Origin of the sequence: Streptomyces sp. Sge12, from assembly GCF_002080455.1 — a bacterium.
Taxonomy (GTDB): domain Bacteria; phylum Actinomycetota; class Actinomycetes; order Streptomycetales; family Streptomycetaceae; genus Streptomyces.
Window position 1 is genome coordinate 281,635 of sequence record NZ_CP020555.1, and the last position, 12,852, is coordinate 294,486.

Annotated in this window: 11 protein-coding genes; 3 read left to right on the forward strand and 8 right to left on the reverse strand. The window is 73.1% G+C overall.

Annotated elements, in window-relative coordinates:
- Positions 1-10: 10 nt before the first annotated feature.
- Complete coding sequence (locus B6R96_RS01310) at positions 11-1,351, forward strand: cytochrome P450 (RefSeq protein ID WP_237291270.1); 1,341 nt, start codon at positions 11-13, stop codon at positions 1,349-1,351.
- Positions 1,352-1,363: 12 nt separating this feature from the next.
- Here the strand turns inward: B6R96_RS01310 and B6R96_RS01315 are convergent, their stop codons facing one another.
- From B6R96_RS01315 to B6R96_RS01325, 3 genes are all read right to left on the reverse strand, one after another.
- Positions 1,364-2,743 carry a pyridoxal phosphate-dependent decarboxylase family protein gene (locus B6R96_RS01315; protein ID WP_081521254.1) on the reverse strand — a complete coding sequence of 460 codons (1,380 nt, stop codon included), beginning with the start codon at positions 2,741-2,743 and terminating at the stop codon, positions 1,364-1,366.
- 40 nt (positions 2,744-2,783) lie between these two features.
- Positions 2,784-3,134 carry a hypothetical protein gene (locus B6R96_RS01320; protein WP_030385042.1) on the reverse strand — a complete coding sequence of 117 codons (351 nt, stop codon included), beginning with the start codon at positions 3,132-3,134 and terminating at the stop codon, positions 2,784-2,786.
- Between the two features lie 143 nt (positions 3,135-3,277).
- Positions 3,278-3,946, reverse strand: a complete 669-nt coding sequence (locus B6R96_RS01325; RefSeq protein ID WP_081521255.1) for a DUF4232 domain-containing protein — start codon at positions 3,944-3,946, stop codon at positions 3,278-3,280.
- 150 nt (positions 3,947-4,096) lie between these two features.
- On the opposite strand from B6R96_RS01325, the gene B6R96_RS01330 reads away from it, so the two are divergent.
- Positions 4,097-4,960, forward strand: a complete 864-nt coding sequence (locus tag B6R96_RS01330; protein WP_081521256.1) for a hypothetical protein — start codon at positions 4,097-4,099, stop codon at positions 4,958-4,960.
- Positions 4,961-4,980: 20 nt separating this feature from the next.
- Here the strand turns inward: B6R96_RS01330 and B6R96_RS01335 are convergent, their stop codons facing one another.
- The 3 genes from B6R96_RS01335 to B6R96_RS01345 all read right to left on the reverse strand — a co-directional run bounded on the left by B6R96_RS01335 (position 4,981) and on the right by B6R96_RS01345 (position 6,861).
- A complete protein-coding gene (locus B6R96_RS01335; protein ID WP_030385039.1) occupies positions 4,981-5,202 on the reverse strand; it encodes a hypothetical protein in 222 nt (73 codons plus the stop codon).
- A gap of 129 nt (positions 5,203-5,331) precedes the next feature.
- On the reverse strand, positions 5,332-5,838 hold the full coding sequence (locus B6R96_RS01340; protein ID WP_030385038.1) for a hypothetical protein: 507 nt from the start codon (positions 5,836-5,838) through the stop codon (positions 5,332-5,334).
- Positions 5,839-5,859: 21 nt separating this feature from the next.
- Complete coding sequence (locus B6R96_RS01345) at positions 5,860-6,861, reverse strand: RNA ligase family protein (RefSeq protein ID WP_053703807.1); 1,002 nt, start codon at positions 6,859-6,861, stop codon at positions 5,860-5,862.
- A gap of 111 nt (positions 6,862-6,972) precedes the next feature.
- Between B6R96_RS01345 and B6R96_RS01350 the strand changes: the two genes are divergently transcribed.
- On the forward strand, positions 6,973-7,860 hold the full coding sequence (locus B6R96_RS01350) for a S41 family peptidase (RefSeq protein WP_053703806.1): 888 nt from the start codon (positions 6,973-6,975) through the stop codon (positions 7,858-7,860).
- Between the two features lie 44 nt (positions 7,861-7,904).
- Here the strand turns inward: B6R96_RS01350 and B6R96_RS01355 are convergent, their stop codons facing one another.
- Both B6R96_RS01355 and B6R96_RS01360 read right to left on the reverse strand, forming a co-directional pair.
- On the reverse strand, positions 7,905-10,532 hold the full coding sequence (locus tag B6R96_RS01355; protein ID WP_384504902.1) for a SpoIIE family protein phosphatase: 2,628 nt from the start codon (positions 10,530-10,532) through the stop codon (positions 7,905-7,907).
- A 182-nt stretch (positions 10,533-10,714) separates the two neighbouring features.
- Entirely contained in the window at positions 10,715-12,595 is a 1,881-nt protein-coding gene (locus B6R96_RS01360) for a VanW family protein (protein ID WP_081521257.1), read from the reverse strand.
- Between the last annotated feature and the right edge of the window lie 257 nt (positions 12,596-12,852).

Genomic DNA, 12,852 nt, shown 5'->3' on the forward strand with positions numbered 1-12,852 from the left:
GGAGTCAGCCGTGGCCACCGACGCCAGCAGCAGGCCGATCGCCCCGCAGCCGCACGCCCCGCAGCGGTCCGGAGCGGGGCGGCCGCTCCCGGAGGCCGACGCGGAGTGCGTGGAGCGGTGGCGCACCCACCGCGGTGATCCGGTCGACCTGTTGGCGCAGGTACGGGAGCGGCTCGGCGGCGTCGCCGCGTTCCGCCTCGGGCCGCGGCCGACGGTGCTGGTCACCGGGCCCGAGGCGGTACAGCACGTGCTGGCCCTGCACCCCGACCGGTACGTCAAGCGCTCCCACCGCGCCCGGCTGCTCATCGGGGACGGGGTGCTCGCCGCGACCGGCGAGGCCTGGAAGCGGCAACGCAGGCTGCTCCAGTCGCAGTTCACCGGGAAGGGGATGCGCCGCTACGAGCAGCGGATCACCGGGGCCGCCCGGACCACGGCCGGCCGGTGGGCCGACCGCGCACGCAGCGGGGAGACCTTCGACCTGGGTGAGGAGATGCGCCGTTTCGCGCTGGACACCATCTGGCGGGCGCTCACCGGCCACCCGCTCGACGACACCACCGCGCACGAACTGACAGCCGTGGCGACGGTGGTGGCCGCACTGCCGAGCCTGCCGGCCGACGGTGCCGAAGCCCGGGACGCCGTCGCCGACGACCTGGCCAGGATCGACGAGGTCGCCCGGCGGGCGGTGGCCGCCGCCCGGGCGGGGGCGCCCGGCCCCGACGGGCCGGGGCTGCTCCAGGTGCTGGTCGACGCCTCCGCCGAACGCCCGGAGTACACCGACCGGTTGCTGCGCGACGAGCTCGTCACCCTGCTGGTCGCCGGCCACGAGACCACCGCGACCACCATGACCTGGCTGTACCTGCTGCTCGACCGCCACCCCGCGGCGCGCGAGGAGGCTCTCGCGGCGGGTGCCGAGGGGTCACCGGAACGGCGCGCGGCGCTCCAGGCACTGGTCGGCGAGACGCTGCGGCTCTACCCGTCCGCCTGGATCCTGCCCCGGTACACGGCCGAGGCCGACGTCATTGCGGGCTACCGCGTCGAGGCCGACACGGACGTGCTGGTCTGCCCGTACCTCACCCACCGCGATCGCGAACTGTGGCCGGACCCGGAGCGCTTCGACCCCCGGCGCTTCACCGCTCCCGGCGGCCGGCCGACGCAGCCCGGGGCGTATCTGCCGTTCGGGATCGGCCCGCGCGCCTGTCTGGGGCAGCAGTTCGCCCTGCGCGAGTCGGTAGCCCTCCTCGAACAGCTGCTGCCGGCGCACGTCCCGGTCTTCCGGTCCGTCCCCAGCGGGGCGGCGTACAGCATCACGGTCCGCCCCGACGGCCCGACTCCCGTCACCCTCACGGCCTGAGGCGGGCCGTGGTCAGGAGGCGGCGCGGCGGATCGCGGACAGGGTGCGGGCCACGTCCTCGTCGGTGGTCGACCAGTTGCTCACCGAGATGCGCATGACGCGGCGGCCGTGCCAGGTGGAGCCGCTGATCCATGCCGTGCCCTCGGCGAGGAGCCGGTCCAGGACCCGGTCGGTGCGCTCGTCGTCGCCGAACTCGGCGCAGACCTGGGTGAAGACCACGTCGTTGAGGACGGTCGCGCCGTCGATGGCGCGGATGCCGGTGGCGAAGGTTCGGGCGTGGCGGCACAGCCGGTCGACGAGGTCGGCCACACCGGAGCGGCCGAGGGACCTGAGGGCGGCCCACACGGTGAAGGCCCGGCCGCGGCGGGAGAGTTCGGGGACCTTGTCGACGGGGTCGCCGTGTTCGTGCTGGATGAGGTATTCGCCGCGCAGGCCCATCGCGGAGCGGAGCGCGGAGGGGTCGCGGACGATGGCGAGGCCGCAGTCGTAGGGGACGTTCAGGGTTTTGTGGGCGTCCGTGGCCCAGGAGTCGGCCTGTGCGCAGCCCTCGGTGAGGTGGGCGTGGGCCGGGGAGGCGGCCGCCCACAGGCCGAAGGCGCCGTCCACGTGCACCCAGGCGTCGGCCTCGCGCGCCGCCCGGACCGTCTCGGGGAAGGAGTCGAAGGCTCCGGAGTGGATGTCGCCGGCCTGGAGGATCACGATCGTGGGACCGGGGCCCTCGCCGGTGCCGGGGGCGGAGCCCGTCAGGGTGCGCCGCAGGGCCTCGGGGTCGATGCGTCCCTGCCCGTCCGCCGGCACGAGTTCGGGGCGGCCCAGCCCGAGGTAGCGCAGGGCCAGGTCGATGGCCATGTGGCGGTCCTGGCCCGCGATGACGCGTACGGGCGGCCCACCGGTGAGTCCGTCGTGGGCGACGTTCCAGCCGGCGCTCCGCAGCACCGTGTCGCGCGCGGCGGTGAGGCAGGTGAAGTTGGCCATGGTGGCGCCGGTGGTGAAGCCGACGGCGCAGGCGGGCGGCAGGCCGAGCAGGTCGAGGAGCCAGGCGCCGGCGATCTCCTCCACCGCCGTGTACGCGGGTGACACGGCGCGCATCACGCAGTTCTGGTCCCAGGCGCTGACCAGCCAGTCCGCGGCGAGCGCGGCCGGTTCGGTGCCGCCGACCACGAATCCGTAGAAGCGGCCGCCGGGGAACGCGGTGAGTCCCGGCTCGCAGGCCGTGGCCAGCAGGTCGACGACGTCGGCGGGCGCGCTCGGCGCGTCGGGCAGCTCGGCGCCGAGCGCGCGCACGATCTCGTCGACCGGGGCGCGGGCGGGAACCGGGCGGTCGGACAGGCTGGCCAGCCAGCGGACGGCATGGCCGTGCGCCTGTCGGAGCGCCGCCTCGCGCTCGTCCATACCTCGGACTATGGGGCAGGTGCCGCCCGCCCGCAAGCGGTCAGTGGATGACGCTGAAGCTGCGCCAGGGCAGGCTCACCGGGGCCGTTACGTTGCTGAGGGTCGTCGCCACGTAGATCCCGTCGGCCTTGTCGGTCTTCTGGCAGTCGGGCGTCCGGTACAGGACGACGTCGACGAGCGTGTTGTTCTCGACGTGCGTGGCTCCTTCCGGGATGGCGATCCGGTGGCAGCCGACGACGAGCGTGTTGGAGTAGGTCACCTCGACCGGCGAGTCGTGTCCGCGGAAGCTCAGCATGCCGACGGTGCTCCGGCCCAGGCCCGAGCAGGCGGTGGAGGTCAGCAGCAGTGCTGCTGTGCCCACGATGATGCTGATACGTCGGCTGTGGGACATGGGCTCGGTCCTCGTCTGTGCGGTGGTGACGGTCCTTGTCCACAGCCTGACCCGGCGGGGCGCAGGTGGCCTGCGCTGCTCCGCCGACCGGATGAACACACCCCCGGCACCCCCACAGACCCCCTACAGGTCCCTACAGCTCCCTACAGGCTCAGGGCGTCCTCCGCGTTGGTCATCCAGGCGGTCACGGAGTTTTTGTCGGGCGAGACGTACAGGCCCGGGGTCGAGGCCCCCAGCGGTGTCTGCTTCAGGTCGGACTCGGTGTTCATGGTCAGGGCGATCGAGCCCACGGTCTTGCCCTTGCCGTCCTTGGCGCCGCCCATGAGCCCGGCGTAGGCCGACTGGCCGGGCTCCAGCCTGATCGCGTCCTCGATGCCGGGGGCGGCGCCGCGCTCGGTGGCCTGACCGTCCAGATCGCCGAAGGTGATGATCGGGTGTCCCAGGGCCCTGCACGCCTTGGTGCCCTTGTTGGTGATCTTCAGCAGGTAGCTGCTGGTCGTGGGCTCGGCAAGGCTCGCGGTGAACGTCACGTCGAAGGTGCTGCACGGGAAGACGTCGTGGTCCGGGTCGGTCGAACCGGGCGTCGGGGACTTGGCCGGGGACGCGGACTTCGACGGCCCCGCCGAGGCGGACTTCGAGGGGCTCGCCGACGCGCTCGCGCTCGTACTCGGGCTCGCGGACACGGAGGCGGAGACGGACGCGGTCGCGCTCGCGGACGGACCCGCCGCGCCGTCCTCGGTGGGCCCACAGGCCGTCAGGGCCAGTGCGGATACGGCGGCGAGGGCGATGGCGGCCTTGAGTGCAGTGCTCATGATGGTGGTCCCCCTGGGGAGAAGCGCGGAACGCGCCGGGCTGGGCCGAGCTGGGTGAGCACCAGCGTCCCGCAGAACCTTCACGACTTGGTGACGGTGTGTTGCCGACTCGAACACGGTCGGGGTCGCCGCGCCCTACCATCTCGATCCATGGGGAGATCCGAGGACAGCGACCGTACCGGCGCGTGGCACGCCACCGTGCAGGAGCACGAGCAACGGTCCGGTCGGCCGCCGCGCGGGCCGGCCCGCGCCGTGGGCCGGCCGCTCGCCCGGCGGCAGGACCTGCGGATCCACGGCACCACCGGAAAGATCAGCTGCGTCGACGACTCCGGCCGCACCCGCTGGACCGCATCCTGTTCCGGGCGCCCCAACGCCGCGCACATATCCGGCGGCCGGGTCCTGGTCACCACGGACTCCCTCGCGTACACACCGTGGGGCAACCTCGGCCCGGCCCTCCTGCTGGACCTGGCGGACGGCAGCCTGATCACCGAACTGCGCGGCGAACGCGGCGCGGCCCTCGGCGGCGGCCGGTTCGTACTCGGTCTGGCCGGCTACGACGCCTTCGACACGTGGGCGTACGACCGCGACGGCACCCTGTACGACTCCTGGCGCAGCTACGGGCACTACGTCGTCGGGACCGGCGTCCGCGTCGTCGAGACCGACCGCAGGCTGCCCACCGGCAGCCGGGTGGTCCGGCTGCTGCCCGGCGGCGCCGTCGAACGCGGACCGTTGCTCACCGATCCGCAGACTCCGTCGCCGCTGGTACTGGCGGACGGCACGATCCTGGTTCTCGACGCCGGTGTGCTGCGCGCCGTCGACCGCCGGCTCGAGGACACGATCCTCGCCGAGCTGTTGCCCATCGACCCCGAGGAGGCCTGGCGCTACCACGGCGCGCTCCACCGCACCGGCGGCGAACTCACCGTGACGCTCACCGAACGGCACCCCGACCGGCCCGGCACGGCCGACGAGTACACCTTCCGGACCTGGACGCTCGCCCTGCGCCCGACCGGATGAGTGCCCCCGGCCGGGGGCGCTCAGTTCGCGACGACGGTGAGGACGGCCGAGACGACGGTGACCGCGGACGCGGCCACCATCCAGTTCCGGGCCCGGCCCGACAGCACCGGGATCCCGTCGGCGTCGTCCTCCTCCGAGTCGTCCTCCGCCTCCCGCGGACGCGGGCAGGACCCGCAGGCCGGATCGTGGACCAGTGTGTCGAGCCAGACGACACCGTCGAGCGGCGCCCGAGCGAACAGCATCCCGTCAGATTCCATAACCGGACAACGCCATGATCCGCATCAGGCCACTGCCGACGGCAGGACCGAGGCCCAACCGTTGCCGACCAGCCGATCACACAATGCGGTGAACCGACCGCACGAACGGGTCGGCTACCGGCCCCGGCGGTTGTCGTAGACGGTGAGGCAGAGCGCCCTCATGGCGGTTTCCGCCCGCCTGGGGTCCGCGCCGTGGTCGATGGCCTCGAGGGCGGCGGCCGCCGAGGTCTGTACCGGGTACGGCAGGCCCTCGTAGGCGGAGATCCGGTAGGCCATCTTCCGGCGGGCCTCCCGCTCGGCCTCGCTCACCCCGTCGGGGGTCAGGGGGAAGACGGCCGCCTGATAGGTCGCGATGCAGACGAGCGCGGCGTCGGCGAGCCCCTCGGCGTAGCCGTCGCCCGGAGCGGCCTCGGGGTCGGGGTCGGGCTCGAAGAGCGCGAGGACCTGCCGGCGGGAGAGGAACGAGCCCAGCCCCGCGCCGAGGGCGGCGGCGCCCCCGAGGATCACGGCCATCAGCCGGCCGGACAGGAGCAGGCCGAGGCAGGCGCCGGCGACCGCACCGCACGTCACCAGCACGAAGCTGATCATCAGATGGATGCGCGCGGCGGGCCGGGACTTCATGTCAGCAGTATGCACAGTGCGTCAGGCCCGGCGGTCGGCCGCGTCGAAGCGGGCCAGGGCGAGGGCTCCGGCGTGCAGGGAGCCCTCCAGCGCGCGGTGCGTCGCCCCGTCCAGGCCGCCCAGCGCCTGCGCGACCTCCTCGGTGGCGTCACGGGCTATCTCGGCGGCCAGGTCTGCCTGCGGGGTACGAGGCCCCAGCTTGCTGACCGCCGACGCGGCCCGGGCCGGGGTGAGCAGGCCCGTTCCGTGGGCGAGCAGCCAGCCGGGGACTCCGGCCGCGCCGTCGGCCGGGGCCGCGTAGGGGCGTGAACCGTCGAACCGCTCGTCCTCGGCGAAGGCCGGCTGCTTGAACTTGGCCATGGGCCGCCCCGAGTCGTGGGATGCGTCGGCGGGCTTGACGACGAGGCCCTCGGCGAGGTTGTCGGGCAGCGCGGGCAGGCCCAGCAGGCCGGGCAGCCGGGTGGGGAAGACCGCCGGCAGCTCCTGGAGGCGCGCGAGCGGGCCTTCGGCCAGCAGCGGGACGCAGAGCAGCCCGGCCGCGGCCGCCGCGGCGCGCAGGGTCCGGTCGCCGACCCAGCGCAGGCCGTCCTCACCGGCGACGGTGGCGTCGAAGGGCAGCCAGAGCAGGTCGGGCGCGTACCAGACGCCGGTCTGTACGGGCTCGGCCCCGGGGGTGGCGGGTACGTCGGGGTGGGGGTAGCGGCCGCCCGCGAGTTCGCCGTAGACGGTGACGGTCGCGGAGGCCGGGGCTCCGGTGTCCTCGCGCAGGGTCCGGGCGCAGCGGGTCGCGGCGACGGCCAGGGCGGGCCAGATCCGGCCGACGCCGAAGAAGTCGTCCAGGCCGGCGTCCGCGAGCAGTTCGCGCCGTTTGGCGGGATGTGCGCCCGTCGCGTCGCACACGACGGCGAAGTTGGCGCCGTGGATCTTCTCGTGGGCCACCCAGTTGCGCCCGCGGGCCTCTCCCAGCCGGGTGTTCGCAGGGATCTTCGGATAGGGGGTCCAGGGGTGGGGTTGCGGGTGCACCGCATGATCCTAGCGAGCTCGTCCGTGAGGCTCGTGCGGGGGTGGCGACCGCTCCGGCCCTGCGGTAAAGGCCTTTGGCCTGCGCAGTTTTGGCCTCTAGCATGTCGCCTCATGCCTACCACTGAAGTGATCATCGAGAGTGCCCTGGCCCGGATCGGCGCGGGGTACGTCTTTCCCGAGAAGGCGGTCGCCGTCGACGCCGCGATACGCGGCCGTCTCGCCGCGGGTGCCTACGAGGGCCTGGACGGGCCGGCGCTCTGCGCGGCGGTGACGGCGCACCTCCAGGAGGTCTGCCCGGACAAGCACTTGCGTCTGCTGTGGACGGACGAGCCGCAGTCGCTGGATCCGGTGGACGAGGACGGCGGGCAGGCCGCGTTCCTGGCACTGCTCCGCGCCGAGAACCAGGGGATCCGGCGCGTCGAGCGGCTGGAGGGCAACATCGGGCTGATCGAGATCGGGCGGATCGCGAGCGCCACCGAGGGAGCGAGCGCGATCGGCGCGGCGATGCAGCTGGTCGCCCACAGCTCCGCCCTGGTGCTGGACCTGCGCGGCTGCCTCGGCGGCCTGCCGGAGGGGGCGGCACTGTGGTGCAGCTACTTCTTCCCCGACGACCAGGTGCACCTGAACGACATCTACGACCGGACCTCGGACACGACCCGCCAGTTCTGGACGACCGGGCACCTGTCCGGGCCGCGCTATCTGGACCGGCCGGTGCACATCCTGACCAGCGGGATCACCTTCTCCGGGGGCGAGGACGTGTCGTACACCCTGCAGGCGCAGGGGCGGGCCGTGGTGGTGGGTGAGACGACCCGGGGCGGCGCCCATCCGACGGCCCGGTACCCGGTCTCCGAGCACGTGCTCGTGACCGTGCCCGTGGCCCGGTCGATCAACACCGTCACGGGTGGCAACTGGGAGGGCACGGGCGTGCTGCCCGACGTCCGGGTCCCCGCGGAGCAGGCTCTGGAGGCGGCGCTGAAGGCCCTGCGGACCGGCCTCTGACCGACTCGCCCGGGCGCCCGCCGGGTCAGTGGGGTCCGCGTCCGTCAGAGGGGGTCCACGTCCAGGAAGGCGGCGAAGGCGGCCTCGGTGTCGCCCGTGCCCCCGGGCAGCGCAAGTTCCGCCCAGATGACCTTGCCCTCGGGTGTGTAGCGGGTGCCCCAGTGCTCGCTGAGCTGCGCGACGAGGAACAGGCCCCGGCCGCCCTCGTCCGTGGTGGCGGCGTAGCGCAGGTGGGGGGCCGTGCTGCTGGCGTCCCACACCTCGCAGGTCAGGTTGTGGTCGTGGAGCAGGCGTACCCGTACGGGCCCCCTGCCGTGCCGCAGGGCGTTGGTGATCAGCTCGCTGAGGATCAGTTCCGTGGCGAAGCCGAGGTCGGTCAGGCCCCACTCGTCGAGCTTCTTGGCGGCGGCGTTGCGCATGGCTCCGACGGCGCTCGGCCGGAACGGTACGTCCCATTGGGCGACCCGGTCCGGGCCGAGCGTCTTGGTCCGGGCGATGAGCAGGGCCACGTCGTCGGTGGGGCGGGGCGGCAGCAGCATGTCGAGCACCGCCCGGCAGCTTTCGTGCGGGTCCCGGTCCGGGTGGCTGAGCGCCACCCGCAGCAGTTCCAGGCCCTCGCTGATGTCCCGGGTCCGCTCCTCGATCAGCCCGTCCGTGTACAGGACGAGCTGGCTGCCTTCCGCGAGGTCCAGCTCCGCGGTCTCGAAGGGCATGCCGCCCAGCCCGAGCGGGGGTCCGGCCGGCAGCTCCACGATCTCCGTGGTGCCGTCGGGGGCGACGACCAGCGGGGGCAGGTGGCCGGCCCGGGCCATCGTGCAGCGCTGGGACACCGGGTCGTAGATCGCGTACAGGCAGGTGGCGCCGAGTACGCCGCCGTTCACGTCGTCGCCCTCCCCGTCGTGGTCGATGCGCTGTACGAGGTCGTCCAGGCGGGCCAGGATCTCGTCGGGGGGCAGGTCGAGGGAGGAGAAGTTGTGCACGGCGGTGCGCAGGCGCCCCATGGTGGCGGCGGCGTGCAGGCCGTGCCCGACGACGTCCCCGACGACCAGGGCCACGCGGCAGCCCGCCAGCGGGATGACGTCGAACCAGTCGCCGCCGACCCCGGACTGCGCGGGCAGGTAGAAGTGCGCCACGTCCATGGCGCTCTGCTCGGGCAGGGCGCGCGGCAGCAGGCTGCGCTGGAGGGTCACGGCGAGGGCGTGTTCCCGGGTGTAGCGGCGGGCGTTGTCCATGCTGACGGCCGCGCGGGCGACGAGTTCCTCGGCCAGTGACAGCTCGTCCTCGTCGAAGGGCTCCTGCTTCTCCGACCGCCAGAAGTTGACCACGCCGAGTACGACGCCCCGGGCCATCAGCGGGGCGGCGATGAGCGAATGGATGCCGTACTCGACGATGGCTCGGGCCCGCGGCGGGTCCTGGGCCTGCCAGCCCGGTGCCTCGGCCAGGTCGGGTACGAGCTCGGCCCGGCCGGTGCCGTAGCCGCGGGCCTGGGGGGTGGACGGCAGGAAGTCGATCAGTCGGCCGACGGGGTAGAGGGGGTGGTCGGAGCGGATGCCGTAGACCGCGGTGCGCCGCATGTCGGACCCGGCGCGGGGCTCCTCGCCGTCGATGACCTGGTCGGCCAGGTCGACGGTGACGAAGTCTGCGAAGCGGGGGACGGCCACGGCGGCGAGTTCCTCGGCCGTGCGCACCACGTCGAGGCTGGTGCCGATGTCGCCGCCCGCGTCGTAGAGCAGCTTCAGGCGTCTGCGGGCCGTTTCCGCCCGGGTGGTCAGGACCTGCATCTCGGTGGAGTCGCGGATGGTGATGGCGGCGCCCTCGGGGCGGCCCCCGGGGTGGGTGGGCCGCTGGTTGACGACGAGCAGCCGGTCGCCGCTCTCCAGGACCTCGTCGGTGGCCTCCCGGCCGGAGAGCAGCAGGTCCGCCATCCGGCGGTCCAGGCCGGGTACGTCCGCGATGTGGCGTCCGTCGGCGTCCTCCGGCAGTCCGAGCAGGCGTTTGGCCTCGTCGTTGGCCAGCAGGAGCCGCCCCTCGCCGTCGGTGATCAGCACCCCCTCGCGGACGGCGTGGAGCACCGCGTCGTGGTGCTCGTACATGCGGGTCATCTCCTGCGTGCCGAGCCCGTGGGTCTGGCGGCGCAGGCGCCTGCTGATCAGGGCCGTGCCGACGGTGGCCAGGGCCAGGCCGGTGGCGATGGCGAGGAGGATGACCGGGAGCTGGCGGTCGACGACGCCGGTGACGTTCTTGACCGTGAGGCCTGCGGACACGAGGCCGACGACCTTGCCGTCGGGCCCGGTGACCGGCACCACGGCCTGGATCTCCTTGCCGAGCGGGCCGTCGACGCTCTCGGTGTGGACCTGGCCCTTCAGCGAGGGCTCGATGGTGCCGACGAAGCGTTTCCCGATGCGGTCGGGCTGGGGGTGGCTGTACCGGATGCCCTTGGTGTCCATGACCACGACGAAGTCCACCCCGGCGGCCTTGCGCGTGGTCTCGGCGAGGGGCTGGAGGACCGCGGACGGGTCGGACGTCTTGAGGGTGTCCTGGAGGCCCAGGGAGTGGGCGAAGGTCTGGGCCACGGACACCGACCGGTTGCGGGCCTCGCGTTCGGTGTCGTGCTTCGACTGGAGGACCAGGGCCAGCAGGGCCCCGGCCGCGAGCAACACCACGATCGCCACCTGGAGGACGAATACCTGTCCGGCGACGCTCTTCTTCCGGTTGCCTAGCAGTGACCGCACCGACGTGCCCGGCACGGGTGGCGAGGAATGGTCACGAACCCAGTTGTAGCACTTCCGGGCCTCCAAGGCGCCCGGCATGCACGATACGCGCCCGGATTGTCACCCCTTGTCCGCTGATTGCGTCAGTCGGCGTGACGCTCGTCCACGGCCTGGACGCCGTTCGCGGGGGCGCCGGACGGGTTCGGGGGCTGCGGGGTGGCACCGGGCGTGGAGCCAGGTGTGGCGCCCGGGGTGGCGCCGGGGGTGGCGCCCGCGGTCGCGTCCGGGGAGCCCTCAGGAGCCCCCTCCGGGGTGCAGGTGACCTCGTCGCGCGGCGTGTAGTGGGTCGTGAAGTCCTCGCGCCGGACTTCCTCGCCGCCCTGGACGAAGACCCGGCCGACGGCGACGTCGAAGCCCTCCAGCGGAGTCTGGGCCTCGCACGTCTCGCCGCTGCCGGTGCGCTTGCCGGGCGGGGTGACGTTGGTGCGCGGCCCCTTGGTCGCGCGTATCTCGTCGTACTTCTTCGTACCGAGGAGGGAGATCGTCAGCGAGGTGTCGGTGGACTGTGCCTGGATGTACAGGGGGTGACCGGTGTCGTTGACCCACCGCAGGTCGAGGGTGCCCCAGGCGACGGTCGCCTCCCGGCCCTCGGGGTACCGCTCGATGTAGAAGGAGTGGGCCCCGTGCTCGACGGTCTTGACGCCCGCGAAGAACGCGGCGTTGTACATGGTCGTGGCGACCGCCGAGACACCGCCGCCGGGCGATTTCACGTACTGGCCGTCATTGATCATGATGCCGTCGACGAAGCCGTTCTCGGGGGTGCGCTCACCGACCGTGCGGTTGAAGCTCCACTCCTCCCCCGGCATGACGACGGAGCCGTTGATGAGCTCCACGGCGCGGCCGATGTTGGTGGTGCGGTAGGGGGCGGCCGGGAAGTTCACGGTGAAGGAGGAGACCTTCTCCTTGATCCCGAGGCGCCGCGCCTCCTCGCCGGTGAAGTCCGGTTCGACGGCGACGGTGGCGACCTCGGCGCTGCGGGCCGCGCCCGTGCGGGTCAGCAGCGGCAGCACGGCCCGGCCGAGCGCCTCCTGCGTGACCTGTCGCCCCTCACGGCCGAGGTCGGCGATCACCACGCGGCCGTCCGCGCCGAGGCGGGGCGCGGCATCGCGCGGCGGGTGGGTGACCTCGTCGATCGGCCGGGCCACGGCCGGGTCGGCGAGCAGGCCCTTGGAGTCGAGGTCGGGTACGAGGCGGCCCTGTGCGTCGGCCCGCATCTTCAGGTGCTCGCCGAGGACGGCGGGGGGTATGGACAGGCTCTTCCCGGCGACGGTGAGGTTGACGGGCCCGGACATCGCCGGCTGGGCGAACTGGCGCATGGCCCGTTCGGTCTCCTGCGCGTCGACCCGGGGCTCGGTGCGCTTCACGGGCAGGACGACCGGATCTGCGGCCGGCCGCAGATAGGCGTCACGGAGGGTGTCGAGGGCCTTGTCCTCGACGAGGGAGACGCCGGTCAGCGGGGCGACGGCCTTCGCCGCGCCCTTCTCGAAGCCGATCACCCCGTCGCGGACCTGCTGCTCGGCGGCCTTGCCGAGGCGGTCGACCGCGGCCCGGGCGGTCTGCTCGTTCATGCGGATCACGGGTGCCACGTCGCGGTCGGCCGAGGTGAAGAGACTGCCGATCACGGTGACCGGGCCGTATCCGGTGCGTACGGCGCTGTCGAGGGTCGCATCGGTGTCGAGCGAGAGCCCCAGCGCGGCGGGGTCGGCCTTCTCCACGCGGTCGCCGATCTTCACGGCGATCGGTGCGGCCGCGGTGGGCCCGAGCTCGCGGGTCAGCGCCCGGCGGGCCTCGGCGCGGCTCATGCCGCCGATGTCCACGCCCAGGACGTGCGTGCCCTGGTCGATGTCGCCACCGACCGCGAAGGCCGTCCCGTAGAGGCCGCCCAGCCCCAGTACGACGGCTCCTCCGGCCACCAGGGGCAGAGTGATCCGTCGGTTGCCGGCCCAGCTGCGCACGCGTCCCATATCTCTCCCGTGGCGCCGGCCGGTCTCCCGGACGACGCGGGCCGCAACGGCAGCCATATACGACAATTACCGCACATAATGATCCTTGCTGAGCGCCCGATTTTGGGCTGAATGTAATGGTTCTCACGATTCTCACCCCCTGCGCACCCCCGCTCACCGTCCGCACTGTCCGGGCCTCCTGCGCCCGCATGTACAGGGGCCGCCGGGCTGAAATCCGGATCAACTCGGCGCAGGGGGACCCGCGTTGCCGTCCCGGG

What these genes read in the sequence shown, in the direction of transcription:
- B6R96_RS01315 (WP_081521254.1), bottom strand. Translation starts at nt 2,743, where the DNA reads ATGGACGAGCGCGAGGCGGCGCTCCGACAGGCGCACGGCCATGCCGTC.
- B6R96_RS01320 (WP_030385042.1), bottom strand. Translation starts at nt 3,134, where the DNA reads ATGTCCCACAGCCGACGTATCAGCATCATCGTGGGCACAGCAGCACTG.
- B6R96_RS01325 (WP_081521255.1), bottom strand. Translation starts at nt 3,946, where the DNA reads ATGAGCACTGCACTCAAGGCCGCCATCGCCCTCGCCGCCGTATCCGCA.
- B6R96_RS01330 (WP_081521256.1), top strand. Translation starts at nt 4,097, where the DNA reads ATGGGGAGATCCGAGGACAGCGACCGTACCGGCGCGTGGCACGCCACC.
- B6R96_RS01335 (WP_030385039.1), bottom strand. Translation starts at nt 5,202, where the DNA reads ATGCTGTTCGCTCGGGCGCCGCTCGACGGTGTCGTCTGGCTCGACACA.
- B6R96_RS01340 (WP_030385038.1), bottom strand. Translation starts at nt 5,838, where the DNA reads ATGAAGTCCCGGCCCGCCGCGCGCATCCATCTGATGATCAGCTTCGTG.
- B6R96_RS01350 (WP_053703806.1), top strand. Translation starts at nt 6,973, where the DNA reads ATGCCTACCACTGAAGTGATCATCGAGAGTGCCCTGGCCCGGATCGGC.
- B6R96_RS01360 (WP_081521257.1), bottom strand. Translation starts at nt 12,595, where the DNA reads ATGGGACGCGTGCGCAGCTGGGCCGGCAACCGACGGATCACTCTGCCC.